Origin of the sequence: Acididesulfobacillus acetoxydans, assembly GCF_902729405.1 — a bacterium.
Taxonomy (GTDB): Bacteria; Bacillota; Desulfitobacteriia; order Desulfitobacteriales; family Desulfitobacteriaceae; genus Acididesulfobacillus; species Acididesulfobacillus acetoxydans.
On sequence record NZ_LR746496.1, the window covers coordinates 356,980 to 377,150 of the forward strand.

15 protein-coding genes are annotated in these 20,171 nt (G+C 57.8%); all 15 read right to left on the reverse strand.

Annotation, left to right across the window (positions count from 1 at the left end):
• Positions 1 to 238 precede the first annotated feature (238 nt).
• Positions 239 to 466 (reverse strand): preprotein translocase subunit SecG, encoded by a 228-nt coding sequence (gene secG, locus MNU25_RS01450; RefSeq protein WP_240983456.1) that lies wholly within the window; start codon positions 464 to 466, stop codon positions 239 to 241.
• Between the two features lie 114 nt (positions 467 to 580).
• Positions 581 to 1,858 (reverse strand): phosphopyruvate hydratase, encoded by a 1,278-nt coding sequence (eno, locus tag MNU25_RS01455; RefSeq protein ID WP_240983457.1) that lies wholly within the window; start codon positions 1,856 to 1,858, stop codon positions 581 to 583.
• Between the two features lie 187 nt (positions 1,859 to 2,045).
• Positions 2,046 to 3,623, reverse strand: a complete 1,578-nt coding sequence (gpmI, locus tag MNU25_RS01460) for a 2,3-bisphosphoglycerate-independent phosphoglycerate mutase (protein ID WP_240983458.1) — start codon at positions 3,621 to 3,623, stop codon at positions 2,046 to 2,048.
• Positions 3,624 to 3,744: 121 nt separating this feature from the next.
• The gene (tpiA, locus tag MNU25_RS01465) at positions 3,745 to 4,500 is read right to left on the reverse strand and encodes a triose-phosphate isomerase (RefSeq protein ID WP_240983459.1); all 756 of its coding nucleotides are present in this window, start codon (positions 4,498 to 4,500) and stop codon (positions 3,745 to 3,747) included.
• A gap of 308 nt (positions 4,501 to 4,808) precedes the next feature.
• On the reverse strand, positions 4,809 to 6,002 hold the full coding sequence (locus tag MNU25_RS01470) for a phosphoglycerate kinase (RefSeq protein WP_240983460.1): 1,194 nt from the start codon (positions 6,000 to 6,002) through the stop codon (positions 4,809 to 4,811).
• A gap of 386 nt (positions 6,003 to 6,388) precedes the next feature.
• Positions 6,389 to 7,339: a radical SAM protein gene (locus tag MNU25_RS01475; protein WP_240983461.1), complete on the reverse strand. Its 951-nt coding sequence runs from the start codon at positions 7,337 to 7,339 to the stop codon at positions 6,389 to 6,391.
• Between the two features lie 257 nt (positions 7,340 to 7,596).
• Positions 7,597 to 9,102 carry a glycerol kinase GlpK gene (gene glpK / locus MNU25_RS01480; RefSeq protein ID WP_240983462.1) on the reverse strand — a complete coding sequence of 502 codons (1,506 nt, stop codon included), beginning with the start codon at positions 9,100 to 9,102 and terminating at the stop codon, positions 7,597 to 7,599.
• Positions 9,103 to 9,513: 411 nt separating this feature from the next.
• Positions 9,514 to 11,145: a Na/Pi cotransporter family protein gene (locus MNU25_RS01485; RefSeq protein WP_240983463.1), complete on the reverse strand. Its 1,632-nt coding sequence runs from the start codon at positions 11,143 to 11,145 to the stop codon at positions 9,514 to 9,516.
• A gap of 154 nt (positions 11,146 to 11,299) precedes the next feature.
• Positions 11,300 to 12,070, reverse strand: coding sequence for a phosphate signaling complex PhoU family protein (locus tag MNU25_RS01490; RefSeq protein WP_240983464.1), 771 nt, complete (start codon positions 12,068 to 12,070; stop codon positions 11,300 to 11,302).
• Between the two features lie 47 nt (positions 12,071 to 12,117).
• Positions 12,118 to 13,491: an RNA polymerase factor sigma-54 gene (rpoN, locus tag MNU25_RS01495; protein WP_240983465.1), complete on the reverse strand. Its 1,374-nt coding sequence runs from the start codon at positions 13,489 to 13,491 to the stop codon at positions 12,118 to 12,120.
• A gap of 6 nt (positions 13,492 to 13,497) precedes the next feature.
• Positions 13,498 to 14,478, reverse strand: coding sequence for a DNA-binding protein WhiA (whiA, locus tag MNU25_RS01500; RefSeq protein ID WP_240983466.1), 981 nt, complete (start codon positions 14,476 to 14,478; stop codon positions 13,498 to 13,500).
• A gap of 30 nt (positions 14,479 to 14,508) precedes the next feature.
• Entirely contained in the window at positions 14,509 to 15,876 is a 1,368-nt protein-coding gene (locus tag MNU25_RS01505) for a gluconeogenesis factor YvcK family protein (RefSeq protein ID WP_240983467.1), read from the reverse strand.
• Positions 15,877 to 15,884: 8 nt separating this feature from the next.
• Complete coding sequence (rapZ, locus tag MNU25_RS01510; RefSeq protein WP_240983468.1) at positions 15,885 to 16,766, reverse strand: RNase adapter RapZ; 882 nt, start codon at positions 16,764 to 16,766, stop codon at positions 15,885 to 15,887.
• A 5-nt stretch (positions 16,767 to 16,771) separates the two neighbouring features.
• Positions 16,772 to 17,980 (reverse strand): type 2 periplasmic-binding domain-containing protein, encoded by a 1,209-nt coding sequence (locus MNU25_RS01515; RefSeq protein WP_240983469.1) that lies wholly within the window; start codon positions 17,978 to 17,980, stop codon positions 16,772 to 16,774.
• A gap of 183 nt (positions 17,981 to 18,163) precedes the next feature.
• On the reverse strand, positions 18,164 to 20,101 hold the full coding sequence (locus MNU25_RS01520) for a B12-binding domain-containing radical SAM protein (RefSeq protein WP_240983470.1): 1,938 nt from the start codon (positions 20,099 to 20,101) through the stop codon (positions 18,164 to 18,166).
• Between the last annotated feature and the right edge of the window lie 70 nt (positions 20,102 to 20,171).

Sequence of the window (20,171 nt, forward strand, 5' to 3'; positions counted from 1 at the left end):
ATCAATTGCCACGCTCAAGCCTTTGGCAGTCTGAGAGTGCGAAAGCAATTGTAGTTGGTGATAAATTTTTTCCCTAGTCTATCGTATCCAGATCCCTGCGCCTAATCGTATCCGGACCCTTACGTTTTAAGCTGCAGAGAAGGGCACCCTTCTGCCAGGTGCCCTCATTTCTCCAAGCCGTTCCGTTAACAATCTCTGCCCCACCCGCGCCTTGACGAAGGCTAGCGGGGCGCCAACACTATTTCAGAAAAGACACCGCCAGCGAACTCAAAAAGAACACAACCGCGAACCCGATGCTCAACTTCCCGAATAATTCATCCATGCCTTTCTTCTTGCCGAAAAATGCCTCCCCGGCACCGGAAATAGCACCCGAGAGTCCGGCGCTGCGTCCGGATTGCAGCAGAATCGTGGCAATCAAACCAATGGAGCTCAGGAGAAGGATGACGATTAAAATACCTTTTACCAAGTTAAATCTCACCTCCTCAACATAAGCCCTTTGTTCCCAGTGTACAACACGGCTATTTTAGCACAGGCCGGGCCAAAACTCAAGAGAGGCTGCTTTAGCGCGCTTTAGCGCGCTTTAGCGCGCCAGGACCGCCCGACCGCGATAAACGGCGCTCTCCCCGAGTTCCTCTTCGATCCGGAGTAATTCATTGTACTTCGCCACCCGTTCCGTCCGGGCGGGAGCACCGGTTTTGATTTGCCCGGCATTGGTGGCCACCGCGACATGGGCCAAGGTCACGTCTTCGGTTTCCCCGGAGCGGTGTGAGACCACGGCGGTGTACCCGGCCCGTTTGGCCATCTCGATGCAGTCAAGGGTCTCCGTTAAAGTTCCGATCTGGTTGAGCTTAATCAAAATGGAGTTGGCACACTTCTCTTTGATCCCTCGGGCCAGGCGTTTCGGATTCGTGACAAACAGATCGTCTCCGACCAACTGAATTTTGTCTCCCAGCCGTTCCGTCAGAAGGCGCCAGCCCTCCCAGTCTTCTTCGGCCAAGCCGTCCTCGATCGAAACGATGGGATAATCCTGAACCAACTTCTCATAATAAGCGACCATCTCGGCCGAAGTCTTTTTGACTCCTTCTCCGGCTAGGTTGTAGATACCGTCCCGGTAAAGTTCCGTGGCGGCGGTATCAATGGCCAAAGCGATTTGCTTGCCGGGCTCATAGCCCGCCCTCTCGATCGCGTCGACAATCGCCATCAGGGCGTCGGCATTGGAGTTGAGGTTCGGGGCAAAGCCGCCTTCGTCACCGATCCCTGTCGCTAAGCTCTTTTCTTTCAGCACCGCTTTTAAGGCATGATACACTTCCGCGCCCATGCGCAAAGCTTCGGCAAAATTAGCGGCCCCCACCGGCATCACCATGAATTCCTGGATGTCGACATTGTTGTCGGCATGCTTGCCCCCATTTAGGATGTTCATCATAGGAACGGGCAACTCCTTGGCATTGACTCCGCCCAAATGCTGATAAAGGGGCAGACCGACGGATTCGGCCGCCGCCTTGGCTGCGGCCAGAGACACGCCCAAGATGGCGTTGGCCCCCAATTTGCCTTTGTTTTCCGTCCCGTCCAACTCCAGCAAAGCCTGATCCAAAGCCGGCTGATCGAAAGCATTCATTCCTTCGACTTCAGCGCCGATGATATTGTTAACATTTTCTACAGCCGTCAGGACCCCTTTGCCCAAGTAGCGCGACTTGTCGCCGTCACGCAATTCCACCGCCTCGAAAGCACCCGTCGAAGCACCCGAGGGAACAGCGGCCCTGCCCAGGGAACCGTCCTCCAGAGTCACATCAACCTCAATGGTTGGGTTGCCGCGGGAATCCAAGATCTCCCTGGCGTAAACATCACTAATTTCACTCATCAGTAAATCCCCTTTCTATTTCCTTTTTTCCTTCCGTTTCGCGCAACCCCCAAGACCGTCGGAGCCTGCCCGGTGCCATTTCGGACAAATTCCGCACCACAGGTCTTGAGCGTGCAACTCTCGTTCGGAACCGACAAGAGTCCCCGAAGCGGGAAAACGACTGACCAAGACCCTTGTCCCCAAACGGCTAAGCGAGCAGCGATTTGCCCGTCATCTCGGGGGGCTGGGAAATACGGAGCAGTTCCAGAATCGTGGGGGCGATATCGCACAGGGCCCCTCCTTCGCGCAGGGACCGGCCGCGATAGCGTTCATCCACTAAAATAAACGGCACCGGGTTGGTCGTATGCGCGGTCAACGGCAATCCTGTTTCCAGGTCAATCTTAGCTTCCGCATTCCCATGATCTGCCGTAATCAAGAGAGTTCCTCCCTGCCGGCGGACAACTTGCTCAATATCCCCGATACAACGGTCCACGGCTTCCAGCGCCTGAATCGTGGCGTCAAAGACGCCCGTGTGTCCGACCATATCCGGGTTGGCGAAATTCAAAATGATGACGTCGTACAAATTTTCCTCCAAGCGCCGGAGGAGTTCCCGCGTCACCTCGGGAGCGCTCATTTCCGGCTGCAGGTTATAGGTGGGCACTTTCGGGGACGGGATCAAGCAGCGTTCCTCTCCCGGCATTGGCTGCTCAACACCGCCGTTAAAAAAGAAAGTGACATGGGCGTACTTTTCCGTTTCCGCGATGCGCAACTGTTTAATCCCTTCCCGTGACAAGACCTCACCCAAAGTTTTCTCCAGGTTCTGGGGCGGAAACGCCACCGGCGCCTGAATCGTCACATCATATTCCGTCAGACAGACGAAATGCACCCGGGGGTGTGCGCCCCGGTCGAAGCCGGTGAAAGTTTCGTCAACAAACGCCCGGGTAAGCTCACGGGCCCGGTCCGCCCGGAAATTGAAAAAGATAACACTGTCGCCCTCTTTAATTTTCCCGACAGGGTCTCCCTGGGCATCCAGGATAACCGTGGGCTCGACAAATTCATCCGTTACCCGCTTGTCGTAAGACTTGTCCACCGCGGCCAGAGCCCCGGCGGCCGTTTCGCCCATGCCTGAAGCGAGAGCCCGGTAACCTTTCTCCACCCTCTCCCAGCGGTGGTCACGATCCATAGCATAGTAGCGGCCGCTGACACTGGCAATCCTGCCGACACCCAGTTGACGAAGTTTATTCTCCAACCGCCCCAAGTAATCTTTGGCGCTCTGAGGCAAGACATCCCGCCCGTCCAGGAAAGCGTGGATGTAGATCTCGCTCAGCCCCAACTCCTTGGCCATGTCCAAGAGAGCAAACAAATGTTCAATATGGGAATGCACGCCCCCGTCGGAAACCAGACCCATGAGGTGCAGGGCTTTCCCGGAGGTTTTGGCCCCTTGCATGGCTTCCCGGAGCACCGGATTTTTACTCAGCCCGCCCTCGGCGATGGCTTTAAAAATACGCGTCAGTTCCTGATAAACGACCCGTCCGGCCCCAATGTTCAAGTGGCCTACTTCCGAATTTCCCATCTGCCCGGCCGGCAAACCGACAGCCGTCCCCGAGGCGGCGAGAAGGGTTCGCGGGTAGTTCTCCTCCAGCCTGCGGAAATTGGCTATCTTGGCTTGGGCTATGGCGTTACCCCGGTTTTCGGCACTGTAGCCCCAGCCATCCAGAATCATGAGAAGAAGGGGCTTTGCCCTCCGGGAAGCGGTCGCAGCGGCGGAAGAATCTTCGTTCGTCATTAAGCAATCACCTCCGGATTTCCGTTCTGCCTCAATTTGTGTATCTGAGTATCTTGTCTAAGTCCTTCAGCCTAAGCTGTCTAAGCGAAGCTTGTCTTTCTCAAGTGCCTGTCTTGCTCTGTCAGGCGTTTTCTACCAAGGTCGCAAAACCCGCGGGGTCGAGACTGGCCCCGCCGACCAAGGCCCCGTCTATGTCCGGCTTCCGCATCAGCTCCGCGATGTTTTCCGGTTTGACACTTCCGCCGTACAGGATGGACATGCCGGAGGCTGCCGAGCCGCTCATTTGAGCCACGGTCCAACGAATGTCCGCACACATCTCCTGGGCGTCTTGGCTCGAGGCCGTTTTCCCGGTCCCGATAGCCCAGATGGGCTCATAGGCTATCACGATCCGCCGCAGTTCTTCTTCGCCCAAACCCGCCAGATCCTGCTCCACCTGACCGCGCACGACGTCGGAAGCCCTGCCTTCCTCACGCTGGCGCAGGTTTTCCCCCACACAGAGGATCGGGGTGAGCTCCGCCTCGAGAGCGGCTTTCACTTTGCGCGCAATCTCTTCGTCCGTCTCGTGCATGAGCTCCCGGCGTTCGGAATGCCCCAAAATCACGTACGTGCAGGCGAGTTCTTTGAGCATGCGCGCCGAAATCTCTCCCGTATAAGCACCCTCCGCGGCCCAGGACATGTTTTGGGCCCCCAAATGAACCACGCTCTCTTCCAGCTCGTCCTTAAGCGCGGCCAGAGCGGTAAAAGGGGCGCACACCACGATCTCCGGGCTGCCAACCGCTCCCACCCGTTCCAACAACTCTACCGCGTAATAGCTGGCTTCCGCGACGGTTTTATGCATCTTCCAATTCCCAGCGATGATTTGCCGTCTCTCCGGCATAGTCCGTCACTCCTTTCCAATTCTCTCATCCCCGCCGGCACTCGCAACCGCAGCGTATCGGTCCCTTCGTACTGCCTCGATCAAAGCCTCCCTGCCGCAGACCCCTCGTGCCGTCTCGCTCACCCGGGCTGCCCCGGGCAGACCTCCGAATGTGTTCTGTATCGTTTGTCCGTCTCACGCTCATGCGGGCTGCCCCGGGCAAGCCCCTTCAGGCCGCCTCCCGCGGACCGTCTCCCCTATTGGGCGGCCTTGGGCCGGCTTGCTTACGGATGGCCTCCCAGCCGTCTGTCCGGCTTACGACCGCCGGCTTAAGCCCGGTCCTTCAGAGCGGCGACACCCGGCAGGGTCTTCCCTTCCAGAAATTCCAGGGAAGCCCCGCCCCCGGTAGAGATATGCGTGATCCGATCGGCTACGCCCATTCTTCGCACGGCAGCGACCGAATCTCCTCCACCCACGATACTCAGGGCCGGACTCTCCGCAACCGCCTGGGCCATTCGCTCAGTCCCCTTGGCAAAGGCGGGATTTTCGAATACCCCAAGAGGACCGTTCCAGACAATTGTTCTCGCTGGCGCCACCCGGGAGGCGAATCTCTCCGCACTCGCCGGTCCGATGTCCAAGGCCATCTCCTCCGCCGGGATGTCGCTGACGGCTACCGCCCGCGGAGTCGGAGTCACTCCTTCCCCGAGCCCGGGGGCCACCACGACATCTGTGGGCAGTTCAAGACTCACCCCTTTGGCCTTAGCCTTGGCCATCAGATCCTGCGCCAGAGGGACTTTGTCTTCTTCTAACAAGGATTTCCCCACAGAATACCCTTGGGCCCGCAGGAAAGTGTTGGCCATCCCCCCGCCGATGAGCAACACGTCGACCTTTGCCAGGAGGTTCTCAATCACGCCGATCTTGTCACTGACTTTCGCCCCGCCGATAATAGCCATAAAGGGGTGTTCCGGCGCCTCCAGAGCTTTCCCCATGACTTCAACCTCTTTTTGCATGAGAAAACCTGCGACCGCAGGTATGTAATGAGCAACCCCTTCCGTGGAGGCGTGGGCTCTGTGGGCGGTTCCAAAAGCGTCATTGACGTAGAGATCTGCCAGGCTTGCCAATTCCCGGGCGAACGCAGGATCGTTTCTCTCCTCTTCAGGGTGGAAACGGACGTTTTCCAATAAAAGAACCTCACCGGGCTGCAGCTTGGCCACCGCGTCCCGCACCTCATCCCCGACGCAGTCCGCCGCCAGGGGAACGGGATGCCCCAACAGTTCTGCCAGACGCTCAGCCACCGGCTTAAGGGAGTATTTTAAGTTGCGCTGCCCTTTGGGGCGGCCGAAGTGCGAAGCCAGGATAACTTTGGCCCCCTCCCGCTCCAGGTATTGTACGGTGGGCAGGGCCGCCCGGATCCTCGTATCATCCGTAATTTGGCCTCCCTCGGACAAAGGGACGTTAAAATCCACCCGCACCAATACGCGTTTGTCTCTCACATCCACATCCTTGACACTCATTTTCTTCATAACTCTTTCCGACCCTCCATTCCCTGATTCCTTAGTTTTCCTCTTTTCCGGCCGCTTATTCCCCGCGGTAAAACCGATGCCACTCCGGCCTGGGGACACTGAGGCAAATTGAACGGTATGAACGGATCAAATCGTAATCAAACGGCGATCAAACGGTGATCGAACGCTAATTGAACAGGACCCGAACAACCATCCGACACATCTGAACACCAACGCACAACCACACTATACCCGACTTTTTTCCGATTGTCCATCCCGAACATGGGAGTTCGATGTTCGATCCAAGTGGTTCGAATGCATGAGCATAAACGAGCTTCCTTGAACTTCCGTGGGGCTTCTCTGCCGGTTTGTATTCTATGACAGTGCCCGTAACGCGGTCCGGGGGGCTAGTCCGAAAATTGATCAGTCCGTACGCCGCTTAGGTCAAACTCCGGAATGTAAGCCGGATCACCGGAGTCCAATTCCTGGGCGAATCCGTTTTCCAGTCCGAGACTGAAAAAGAAATCAATCGCTTCATCATACTCTTCCTCCGTCAGAGGACGGGCGAGTTCGGGGCAGCGCGAGGCTTGATAAACCGGTGTATATTGACCCATAAGGCTCACGTAGACATCCCGGGGCAGCTTCTCCGCGATCCAACGCAGAACCGCCTTGGAATCGGCCAGGAGTCCGGGAAGTACCAGATGCCTGACCAGGAGCCCCCGTTCAATCAATCCGTCTTCATCAAAACGAGGTGCCCCCACCTGGCGCAGCATCTCCAAAATAGCTTGGGACGCCCAGGCAAAATATCCCTCCGCCCGCGAATACCTGCGCGCGTACTCATCGGAAAAATACTTGAGATCCGGCAGATAAACATCTACCAACCCCTCCAGCCGGCGCAGGGTTTCCGCTTTTTCATAAGCATTTGTATTGTAAATGACCGGAACCCGCAGTCCTCGATCCCCGGCACGGATTAGGGCTTCCCTGACCGGCTCCGGATAGTGCATCGGGCTCACCAGGTTAATATTGTGAGCCCCTTGGGCTTGCAGATTCAGGAAAATCTCTGCCAGTTCCCCGACCGTAACTTCCCGGCCGAATCCTTCCTGGCTGATCTCGTAATTCTGGCAAAAGACACAGCTCAGGTTGCAATGCGAGAAAAACACCGTTCCCGAACCGCGGCTGCCGGAGACACACGGCTCTTCCCAGGCATGCAGGGAGGCCCGTGCCACCTTCGCCCGGGCCGCAGCGCCGCAGACACCTTTCTCCCCCCGAGTCCGATCTTTACCGCACTCCCGGGGACAAGCCCGGCAGCTCCCTTGATTTATATCGCTATTTACCTTGGTACCTGCGTCGACGGCCACACCTATCCCCCCTCCGCCTGTTCACCCGGGTTCTCGATCCGTTTTATATTTCCTCTTTTCCCGGCTCGCATCCTCTGCCAGACCCGCACCTCTCACTCAACCATGCGCCGGACACCGACGATCAAAACGGCTCTGCCGTCAGTGCTACGCTTCTCACTTAGTTCGCCGCTGAACCGGTCTCCGTTTTTTTGTTCTCTGCGGTCAGCCCCGTACTTTAACGTAACCGTCCGCCGCACGCCGCTGAAACCCCGACGACCTCAGGTGCGGGAAAGCGGCTTGGCACTGAGCACCCGCCCGACGGCCTCCTGCCACCCCTCATAGAGACGGTTGCGTACCATTTCCGGCATGCGTGGCTGAAAGCTTTGCTGAAGAAGCCAATTCTTTTCGAGTTCCTTTGTTCCGCTCCAGAAACCCACCGCCAGTCCGGCCAGATAAGCCGCGCCCAAAGCCGTGGTTTCGGTGATGGCCGGCCTTTCCACGCGGGTCCCCAGGATATCCGCCTGAAACTGCATGAGAAAATTGTTGGCAGAAGCCCCGCCGTCCACCCGCAGAGCCCTGAGTTTCAAAGAGGCATCCCCTTCCATCGCCTCCAGCACGTCCCTGGTCTGAAAAGCCAGACTTTCCAAGGCGGCCCTAATAATCTGCGCCCTCCCCGTCCCTCGGGTCAGGCCCAGAATCGCCCCCCGGGCCTCCATATCCCAATACGGAGCTCCCAAACCTACAAACGCCGGCACGAAATACACCCCGCCGGAATCCTCCACTTGCGCCGCTCTGCTTTCCGACTCGGCGGCGCTCTCCAGAATTCCCAGCCCGTCCCGCAGCCACTGCAGGGCTGCCCCGGCCACAAAAACGCTGCCTTCCAAGGCGTACTCCACTCTTTTGTCCAGGCCCCAAGCGATGGTCGTGACCAGCCCTTTCTCCGAGGCCACCGCTTTCGCACCCGTGTTCATAAGCATAAAGCAACCGGTGCCATAAGTGTTTTTGGCCATGCCCGGCCGAAAACACGCCTGACCGAAGAGAGCCGCCTGTTGGTCGCCGGCTGCTCCGGCCAGGGGGACGGCCCCGCCCAGCAGCTCCGGCAGCGTTTCCCCGAAACTGCCGCCGGAAGGTCTCACCTCAGGCAGAAGGGAAGGCGGGATATTGAAAACCGACAGGAGTTCCGGGTCCCAGCTTAAGGTATGGATATTGAACAAAAGGGTGCGGGAAGCATTGGAATAGTCAGTGGCATGAAGGCGCCCGCCGGTCAGGTTCCAGATGAGCCAACTGTCAATCGTACCGAAAAGGAGGTCTCCCCGCTCGGCTTTAGCCCTCGCCCCTGCCACGTGATCAAGCAGCCATTGAATCTTCGTTCCCGAAAAGTAAGCGTCGAGGAGCAGGCCGGTCTTGGCCCGGATCATCCCATCGAGCCCCTGCTCTTTCAGCCCGGCCACCAAGGGCGCCGTGCGCCGGCACTGCCAAACGATCGCTTTCGAGATCGGCTTGCCCGTCCGTTTTTCCCAGATGACGGTTGTCTCCCGTTGATTCGTGATCCCTATGGCCGCCAGGTTTTCCGCCGACACCCCTGTCTGCCTCATAACCGCACGCGCCACTTCAAGCTGGCTCTGCCAAATTTCTTCGGCATCCTGCTCAACCCAGCCGGGTTGGGGAAAATACTGCCTTAATTCTTTTTGGACCATGCCGGCGATCCGGCTGTTCCGGTCAAACAAGATAGCCCGCGAACTCGTCGTCCCCTGGTCCAGGGCCAAAATATAGCCTCTTTCCATTTCCCGTCCTCCTCCCGGTCTTCATCCTGTCTCTTCCTTACCGTGTCATCACCAGGGAGCGTCTCACCCTCCGCCCCCAGCCTTGCCCTCTCTTCCCCGGCCCCGTCATCAGCCGCTCATCATCCGGCCTCTTCCTTATCGCCCCTGCGGCCGCCCCGCTGCCGTCGCTTTGCGCACGGCAGGGTAGTTATTCGGGGTAGTTCCCCCTGCCGCAAACGTGTTGACGACAGAGCCCAAAAACGGCCGCCGGGTCGGCGGCGCGAAGCGTCCGCGTTGAGAAGAATCCGCGCCCGCGGGCTCTGCGGCAAAGCCACCGAGTGCCGAGCTCCGACTCGCGATAAGCTTGCCGTGCAGCCAAGGAACCCGAAATTTACCGGAAGTTTTTAACCCCCGACCAGTTACCGGCCGGGTTCAGGCGATCCCCATGATCACCTGGGCGATATTGACTACGTGTTCGTCAACATTATAAAACAGGTTTACGGCATCCACCAGGAAATAGCGCAATTTCTCCAATTCCTTGGCTCCGACGGTTTCCGGTCCGGGTGCAGGCAGACCGGCCAAGGCGCTGAACTGTATGGAGCGTTGCAAACGAAGAATATCCGGGTGCTCCCGAATGACAGCCCCGGCCTTGTCCTCATCCCAAGCGCGCAGCGCTTCCAGCAGACGGGCAAAATTGGCCGCAACCTTGGCGTAGAGGGGGGCAATGCTTTCCCAATCCCTTTGCTTGAGATCTATGCCCTCACGGTGAATCTTGTGGATCTGCTGGACCAAGGCCATCAGCGTATCCCCAAGATATTCGAACTCTTTGACAATGATTTGCGCATTTACGATTTGCTCGGTCTGTTCATCCGCCAGTCCTTTCTGGGAGACGGTCGTCAAAAAACGGGTGATGTGCCGGTAATACCAGTCCACATCGATCTCAAAACGCCCGATGTGATTGGCCGGTTCGTCATTCCCCGCCAAAAAAGCCTGGGGCAGCTTGTCCAGCATCTTTTCCCTGATGCGCTCCCCCAAACCCGCGACTTCTTGCAGAGACTGTTTAATGGCCACCGCCGGCAATTCAAGCGAGGCTTCGTCGATAAAAGCAAATTCCCGGCTGGGGACCCCTCTGTTTCTGCCCGGCAGGAAGCGGACGAGAGCTTTGGCAATCCAACCGTTGAAAGGTAAAAAAACGACGAGCATAAAGAGCGCAAAAATCAAATAGGCATTGGCCACCTGACGCTGCACATCCGTGGTCGTCCACTGCACCAAGCGGTCAAACTGCGGCAAAAAAGGAAAGACTATAATGATGCCGACGATCTTGTAAGCCGTATTGGCAACGGCCACGCGTTTCGCATCCATCTTTTGCGTGGTAAGGCCGGACAGGAGCGTTAAAATCGTGCCGCCGGCATGGGCGCCCAGGACCAGCGGTACAACCGCCGCAAAGGGCAAGAGGTGATGGGCCGCCATGGACATCATGATGGCCAGGACCGCTGCGCTGCCCTGGATCAAAACATTGAGCACGAGGGCGACCAGCATCGCCAAAAGAGGATAGGCCGCTAATTGAACCAAAAGGTTGGACACTTGCGGGAAACCCAAGAGAGGAGCCGAGGCTGCGGACATATTGGCCATACCCACATAAATAACCCCAAAACCGATCAAGGCCTGTCCCAAATGGCGCCAGCGCTTGCCGGTCAATTGGAGAACAACACCGATGAAAATAAGGGCCAGGGCAATATTTAAGATCTTGAAAGCGAGAAGCTGAAGGGCTACGGAGGTACCGACCGCGGAGCTGAGCACCATCCCCAAGGCCTGCGCCAGATTCATCATGCCGGCATTGACAAACTCGACGACCAGCACCGTGGTCGCCGTGCTGCTTTGGAAAGCCACCGTAGCCGCGATGCCGAAAAAGACTTCCAAATAAGTATGTTTAGTCATAAAGCCCAGGATCTTCTTCATGCGGCCGGCCGCAAATTTTTGCAATCCGTCGGAGGTCGTCTGTACACCGTACATGAAAAGCCCCAGCCCACCCAAGAACATGAGCAGCGGTCCGATAAACGTCACTCCCGCGCCTCCTTTCGTCCCGAAAATCCTGCCCCACCCGCCCCAAATAAGTCTTCGTTCCCGTTCGCCCCGACGACAGCGGCGGATCCCGCCGCTTCCCAACTCCCGGAATCCGGGCTGTCTTGTCGCCGGCACAGAAGGTTCGGCGCGGCTCTCATTCCCCGCCGGCCCGGCCCTTGTCACTCTGACCCGGGGTCCGCTCTCTCTGAGTCAGCCGCCTTTGTCCGGTCTTGATATAGACCAGCATCTCCGCCACGTTAACCGCGTGGTCCCCCATGCGCTCCATCGTCCGGGCCAAGATCAGAGAAAAAGCGAGGGACCCGTCGCCCGGCCTCTGCCGCCCGGCTGCCAAAATCTCCTGCTGCAATTCGTTGTAGGTCCGGTCTAACGCGTCGTCCTGCTCATCCAGGTCCCTGTCGATTTCACGCTCTCCCAGCAGGACCGGCACGAGATATTCAAACATGCCGAGCAAATCCCGAACCATCGCCAAAATACTTTCCGGCCAAACCCCTTCCGGGTGCAGGCAGCTCAGTTCCGCCAAGTCACAGGCATAATCCGCAATCCTTTCCAATTCCTGAGCAATGCGCTGGTAGCCCAGGATCCAGCGTAAATCCTGAGTTCTCAGCTGCTGCAGGCTCATGATAGTAAAACAACGCTCCACGATAGCGTCTCTCAGCCGGTCAACGCGGTCGTCGGCAGTCCGCCAATCAACCGGCTCCCCGCTGCCGCTGCGCACGACCTCAACTGCCCGCCGCAACAATCCCTGGACGGCGACAGCCAGTTCTCCGCTCTTCGTCCGCAATTCCAACAGAGCCCTGTCATATCCCGTCATTCGTATGGCACTCAACTTTCTCACCCCCAGACAGTCTGATAACTCCTTCCGCCCCCAACAATCCCCAACAATCTCCAAACAATCTCCAAACAATCCCCGACCACCCCGTCAAAATCCCGTACCCGCACACGCTGGGACAGTCAATACCGCCTTCTGGCCGAAGCGGCCGGAATGTGCATCCCGTCGCGATATTTGGCCACCGTGCGCCGGGATATTTTCATTCCCCGCTCGGTCAGGAGATCAGCCAGCTTCTGGTCCGAATAGGGTTCTTTACTGTCCTCACCCAGGATCAAAGTACGCAAGGTCCGCTTGATGCTTTCCGTCGTCAGACTCTGTTCGTGCCCGATACCCGTGGCAAAAAAGAATTTAAACTCAAAGATCCCCCTGGGCGTCTGCACATATTTGTTGGCCGTAGCGCGGCTGACCGTTGATTCATGAACTCCCACCTCGTCGGCAATATCTTTTAAGGTCAGGGGCCTGAGATGTTGGATACCGTGGCGCAGGAACTCCTCCTGACGTTTGACCACCGCGTTGGCCACCTTGTACAGGGTCAGCCGCCTTTGTTCGATACTGCGAATCAACCAGGCCGCCGCATTCAGTTTCTGCTCTACAAATTTGCGCACTTCGCCGTCTTCCTGATTCAGGGCTCTGCGATAAACCTGATTAATGCCCAGACGGGGAACAGAGATATCGTTGACCAATATAATGTATTCCCCTTCGATTTCTTCGACCACCACATCCGGTACGACAAAGCGCACATCTCCCGCCGTGGAAAACCTCAATCCCGGTTTCGGATCGAGACGGCGGACAAGATCCGCCAGTTCCTGCACCCCGGCTAAACTTATCCCCAGGTCCGCGGCAATTCTCTGCATCCGCCCCGCGGCCAAATCCTCCAGATGTTCCAAAAACTTCGGCATTTCCGGCGGGCAGTCATTCAGAAACGGCAGCTGCAAGAGCAGGCACTCCCGCAGCGAGCGAGCGCCGACTCCCGGGGGATCTAAACTTTGGACAACCTGCAGAGCGCTTTCGACCTCGGCCGGAGCGGCCCCCCGCTCTCGGGCAATCTCCTGCGTACTGAGGGTCAGGTAGCCATTGTTGTCCAAATTCCCGATGATATATTCCGCCAGGGGCAAAGAGGCCGCCGACTTTTGCACGTGCAGTTGGAGGAGGAGATGTTCCTGCAGCGTGGGAGCCGCCGCTACGAACGGTTCGAACTGGGACTTTTCCGCCCGTTCCGCCGGTCGTTCGGAGTGGATATATCCTTCGTCCTGTCCCCGAAAATAATCCTGCCATTCAACCTCGAGCCTCGAATCCGTATTTTCCGGAGTTTCCTCCCGCTCATCGCTCACGGAATCGTCTTGAACCTCCAGCAAAGGGTTTTCCAGCAGTTGGTCATCCACAAAGGTGGAGAGTTCCAAGGCCGACAACTGCAGTATGGCGATAGCCTGCCGCAGTTCCGGAGTCATAACAAGTTTTTGGGTCTGCTCCAGATTAAGACCGTATCCCAAGCGCACGCCTTCCTACCCCCTTCCTGAGCGGTTTCTCCCAGTCCCTGTTTTTCCCGGGTACCCCTTCAGCCGGATGCTTTCGGCCAGTTCGTCGATCTTACGCAAGCGGTGGTTTACCCCGGATTTACCCACTTGCGGCCTGAGCATCTCTCCCAGTTCTTTCAGGCTGGCGTCCGGGTACTCCAACCTCGCCTGGGCAACCTGCCGCAAGGCCTCAGGCAGGGAAGTGAAGCCGACCGTATCGGCTACCAGCCGGATATTATCCACCTGCCTGACCGCCGCGTCCACCGTTTTGTTGAGATTGGCCGTCTCACAATTTACCAGCCGGTTAACCTGGTTACGCATCTCTTTGAACACCCGAACATTCTCGAATTCCAGCAACGCATGATGGGCCCCGACTAAAGCCAAGAATCCGACGATGTGTTCGCTCTCTTTAATATAGACAACGTGCCAGTTTTTACGCGCGCTCACCTTGGCCCCCAACCGAAATTTGTTGATAAGCCCGCAAAGCGCTTGGGCATGCCCCAGGTCGTTAGTAATGATCTCCAGGTGGTAAGTTCCTTCCGGATTATTGATCGACCCGCCCGCCAAAAATGCGCCCCGGAGATAGGCTTTTTGGTCGCCGCGGCGTCTGACCAGGCTCCCGCAGATTCCCGGTTGGATGAGGGCGTCTTCGTCCAATAAGCCCAAACGCTGTAAATCCTCGACACCCCGCGGATAGATCCTGACCAGGTAAGAGTTGTTTTTGCGCAGGCGAAGTTTGCGTCTGACCACTATATCCACCTGGCCGCCCAACACATTCTTAGCCAGGCGATAGACTTTCCGCGCCACCGCCGCATTCTCGGTCGTTACGTTAAGAGCGTACTCCCGGTGGGAACTGATTTGCAAAGTACCGTCCATTCTCACCAGCGCGGCCAATTCCGCCAGCTCAGCGCTGGGACTGTGTTCCGTTACGCGCGCCAATTCTTCTTTCGTCGTCGCACTGAAAGACATTGTCTCACCCCCCGCGCTATGCCCATCCCTTTACGGCTCCTGGCGCAATTTGTGACTCAGAAGGTAGGCATCGACCAGGGCAATACGTTCTCCCACGGGCTTGAGCTTGAACAGAAGACGAATGAGTTCACGGGCCAAGCGCCGCGAATCGTGACGCACAGCCGGGCCTGTCTGAACAAGGTCGGCTTCGTGGAATTTGGCCCCCAGCCGTTCGACGGCTTTGGCTTCTCCCCGCACGGGCTCGGAGCCTTCCTTGGCATAGCGGACCCGCACCTCCTCCGGAATCTCTTCCTTATTGGCCAGAACCACGTCCACAAACCCCGGGCCGCAGTGATCCAAAATCGCTTTGAGATGGTCGGCCACCCCGTAACCGTCCGTCTCTCCCGGCTCGGTCATAACGTTGCAGACGTAAACACAGGGAGCGCTGACCGAGCGGATCTTTTCCCTCAGTCCCTTGACCAAGAGATTGGGCAGCACGCTGGTGTAGAGGCTGCCAGGTCCCAGCACGATCAAATCCGCGTCCTCCAGCGCCGCTAAAGCTTCCGGGATGGGATGGCAATCCCCGGGTTCCACATGAACGTGCCGGATTTGCCCCCGGGCGGCGCGCACCGCCGTTTCCCCCCGGACCCGGCGCCCGTCGGCTAAGTCCGCAACCAGGACGACCTGATCCAAGGTGGAAGGATAAACGTCGCCTCTGAGGGCAAAAACACTGCCCACCTGCTCGATTCCTTTCTGAAAATCTCCGGCCATGTCCGTGAGCCCGGCCAGAAGCAGATTGCCCAGGCTGTGGCCCTTAAGAGTACCCGTTTCAAACCGGTAGGAAAAGAGTTTTTCCATGGTGTTTTCCGTGTCGGCCAGCGCGACCAGGCAATTGCGCACATCCCCGGGAGGCAAAATTCCCATTTCGTGGCGCAGTTTACCGGAGCTGCCGCCGTCATCCGCCACCGTTACGATGGCGGTCAAATTATTGGTATATTCTTTCAAACCCCGCAACAAGGCGGACAGTCCCGTTCCTCCCCCGATAACCACGATCTTCGGCCCGCGGCTGAGATGCTGCCTGGTGTAGATGACGTCCACAATCCTGCCTTCGTCAGAGGGTAAAAGGACAGAAATAATGGAATTGAGCATGCGTTTGAAACCTACAACAATAGCCACAATTCCCAGGGCACTGATTAGGACGCCTACGGGCACGGCCACCCGTTGGGTGCTGCCCGTCACTCGGTAGACTGCCTCCCTGAATTCCAGCTCCAAGTAGCCCAGAGCAATGCCATCGTTCATGACGGCAAACCCTGTGGCAAAGAGAAAGATGCCCAAGGTCGCCAAAAGAAACCAGCGTTTTACTTTCAGATTGGGATAGAGCCATTTGACAAAGCTTGGCAGTTTAATCCGCTTAGCCATCGCGTCTCTCAACCCTTTCGGTTACGTTCACAGTCCCGGTGCTTAACACTCACCGGGTACCCTTGTTCCTGTAAAAAGTCCCTAACCCGCTCGCCGATTGCCACTGAACGATGCTGGCCGCCGGTACAGCCGACGCCTATCACCAAGTGGGTCTTTCCTTCATTGAGGTAATGCGGCAGCATAAATTCCAGCAGAGCTAAATAACGCTGCATGAACTCCCGGGCAATCGGGTTGCCGAACACATAATCCCGCACCAAGGGGTGCGATCCGGTCAAAGGGCGCAAGTCGCTGACATAATAGGGATTGGGCAGAAAGCGTACATCGATCAGCAGATCCGCGTCCAACGGTACACCGTACTTGAACCCGAAAGTTATCACGGAAACGGTCATTTGGCCCGGGCCTTGCTTTTTGCCGAAAAGCTCGGCCACCTGTTTGCGCAGAGCCTGAGCGGAAAGGCTGCTCGTGTCGATAATCTTGTGGGCTTTACTCCGGAGTTCCTCGAGCTGCAGGCGTTCGGCTTGAATGCCGTCCAAAATCCTGCCTTGGGGAGACAAGGGATGCCGCCGCCGCGACTCCTTGTACCTCCGCACCAGCGCTTCGTCCGAGGCCTCCAGGAAAAGGATCTCGTAAGAAAACCCTTCCTGTTTCAAGTTTTGCAGGGCTTCGCTGAGAGAAGCGAAAAAGTCCCCGCCCCGCAGATCACAAACAATGGCGGCTTTCGATATTTTCCCCTGTGACTGGGCACAAAGAGCGGCAAACTTAACAATGAACATGGGCGGCAAATTGTCCACACAGAAAAACCCTTGGTCTTCCAGGCTCTGCATCGCTTGGGTGCGTCCCGCCCCGGACAGGCCGGTGATCACGATGAGCTGCAGTTCCGCCTGTTCCAAAATCCTCACCCCCCCGCGTTTCCGACGGCCTTGACGGCCTCCGTCTGGGCCCTGTTCAAAGCATCCTGCGGACTCAGTGCTCCGGACGCGGCTTGAGCCCAAGCCGCATCCTCCGCCGGCAGCAGCTTCCGCTCCGGGGCATCCCCCGCCAGGGGCCAGATATCCTGTAAAGATTGACTGACCGGAGGGCCTATCCCCTGTCGGCCGGCCCCGCTGAGATAGTAAGCGCCGGAGGCGGGTAAAAGCTGCCCGGCCTGAGCAACCGCCGCTTCCACCTCGGGTTTGAGCAGGGCATCCTCCACGACCCGGACGGGTTGAACCATCGCCCCGGTCGTCTTTACCGCCGAATTGGCGATGCCCAGCGTCGTTCCCGGCAAAACCCGGCCTTTTCCAGCGGACAAAGCGGTTAATGACAGTGCCTGCCAAGGAATTTTCAAGGCGGTCAGAGACGGGGCCTGCCCTGCCCAGCCCAGCAGATATGGAACCTGTTTATCGGCAAAGAGAGTCAGGGCATTCGGATCCACCCGCAACTGGCCCGCACCCCGCCAAGCCAGCAGTTGCTGCAAAAAGGCCAGGTCTGCAGCCGAGTTGAGTTGGGGCGCATTATGGGTCCACACCCCTCCTCCCTGCGCAGTCCACCAGGGCGCCAGACTTTCCGTGTCGAGTATCGTCGCGGCTAACCCGCCTTTGGCAAAGAGATCCGTCAGACTCGCCGGAGCGGCGGCGCTGTCCGTACGATAGAAGAGCAGGGGCACATCCGTCAGCCAAGGCTGCGCGTAGAGCCGGTTGTAAAAACGAAACTGCGCCAACTCCGCCGGATAAGCATCGGAAAGATACTGTACAACGGGCGTCAGTTCCCCTTTCGCGTAAAGCTGCCACAGAATCTCACGCGGCGCCAGAAACACTTCCGGACCTTCCCCGCCCGCCTCCGCTTCGAAAGACATCGTAACGAAACTTTGTTCCGGAACGTATTTCAGTTTAATGATGATGGCCGGATTCTCTTGCATGATCCTTTGCACCTGACTTTTGAGCGCGGCTTTTTCCGCCCCGCGCAGGGTGTGCCAGACTGTCACGACGGCGGGGGCCTCCCCGCCGGGCTGTCCCCGTTGGGGGGCCCGAAAGCAGCCTGTCGCCAGGACGAGGGTCAGGCTGAAGATTATAAGTAAACGCGCACTCCACCCAATGGCCCGGCGCCGATGATTCTGTTTTGTCAACTCGGCTCTCCTTCCTAAATACTCCTCGGGGACTCCGCGGGATTTTTGGGTGCCCTGGGGTAAGGCCTTGTCACTGTCTTAATCGGCACATCAGCCGGGCAGATCCGCGCTCTCTGTGCTGCCAAAGAGGGCTTAAAGCGGTTCCCGCCGCTGTTACCCAGCGTACCACGCTGACATTCCGCGCTAAGTCACCCTGTAGACGGCGGTCTTTTTTCCTTCGCCATAGAAAAACAGATACCATATTTCCCCGCTCCCCGCCGCCGGCCCCGCTTCTTCCGGAGCAAGCCTCCTCTCGGGAACCCGGCTCAGCCTGCCCCACACGTCGTCCGTGAAGCGGGCCAGCGCGGCGGCCCGCGACCGCTGCCGGCGATCCATCCCGGCCATTTCGGGTATTTTGGCCAGCCATCCCGGATCGGAAAAAACCTTGTTCAGGCTGGGCGCCTCACCGCCCGCCGGGTTTCTCGGGCGTCCCCCTCCCTCCCGCGCTCGCTCTTCCGGACCGGGCGGCGTGGGGTATCCCTTGGGCACTTGCAAAAAGTCCGGCAGAGTTCCCGGTCGCTCCCAGAGGTAAAAATCCAAGCGCAGGGCGTCGCGCCAATTTTCCGCCTCCCTTGCGGCAAAACGGGCCAGCGAAAACTCAATAAACCGCCAGAGCGCGGCGAAAAGGGCTTTCCCGTGCAGCTCCCTGTCAAACCACCCTTGGGCCTGCCAAAACTCGGCCATCCTCAGGTAAAAGTCGAACGGTGAAGAAAAACTTCGCTCCAATTCAGCCTGGCGCAAACTGTAGATAAACTTGCCTGAATTATAATATGGGTTAAGAAGCTTCTCCATGCGCCCAAGCCACAAAAGCCGGTCATGGCTGAGGGACGCGGTCTGCAAGATGGTGTAGGGAGAATCGGGTGAGTAAACCAAACCCAGTTGTGCACTCCGCTGCCGCAGGCCGGAACCTTTGAGGAGTTTCAAAAAACCGAGTTGCAGCATGGCAGGCGCCAAGGCATAGACCTCGTTAAACGATTGACCGAACCGGTCCCAGTCCTCACCCGGCAAACCCGCGATTAGGTCCAGGTGAACCGGGATCCCCGCCTCCTGAATCTGCCGGACACGCCCGCGCCAATTTCGGAAGTTCTGTACCCTGCGAATCAGCTCCAAAGTGGGTCCATGGGTGGATTGAACGCCTATCTCAAGTTGCAGAAGCCCGGCCGGGTAAGCCGACAAGTACTCCACCCACTCTTGATCCAAAAGCTCTCCGGCCATCTCACAGTGAACCCGGAAGCCCGGCGGCCCGCCGGCCAAGGCCGCTTCCTCACGCACGATCTCAAGGATATGCATGGCATGTTTCTTACGCGCGTTGAAAGTTCGATCGACAAATTTGACAGTCTTGGCTCCCGCCGCCAACAAATGGCGCAGGATCCCGCGAAAGCGCTCGGGGGATAAATAGCGGACCCCCCGCGTCACTGAGGATAAGCAGTAAGCACAGGCAAAAGGACAGCCGCGGCTCGTCTCCACATAGACCAAACGCCCCGCCAGCGATTCCTCTGTCGCGTACGGATCCGGCAAGAGGTCAAGATTCTCAAGCTGCGGGCGGCCGGGGTTAATGACGATTTGACCCTGTCTCCGCCAGGCAATCCCGGCGACCCGCTCCAGACTTCCGCCGGCTCGCTCCGGGCTTGTCCCGGCTTGCTCGCTTCCCCCGATTTCCTCCGGTCCTCTGCCGGGGTTCCCTTTTTCCCCTTCAGAAGCCCACACTCTGAGAAGCTCGGGAAACGTCCGTTCTCCCTCACCTATCACCACCACATCAATCTCCGGCTGCCCGGCCAGCAGTGCCTCCGTTTCATAGCTGACTTCCGGCCCCCCCAAAACAAATCGAACCCGGGGACAGACCGGCCGCAGCTGCCGGATCAGAGCCAATGTCTGGGTAATGTTCCAAATATAACAGGAGAAGCCAACGACTTCGGCCTTGGCTTCATAGATCCGGGCGGCTATATGGCTGAGAGGCTGGTTTATAGTAAACTCCTTTAAAAAAACATCGGGAAATTCTGATTTAATCTCCTCCCGCAAATAGCGCAGCGCCAAGTTCGTATGCACATATTTCGCGTTAAGCGAGACCAGCAAGATGCGCAAGCAGACAACTCCCCGTATAATTAGTTTGGTTCCCCGTTCCTCTTCAGTATAGCCTTTTGCCGGCCTTATT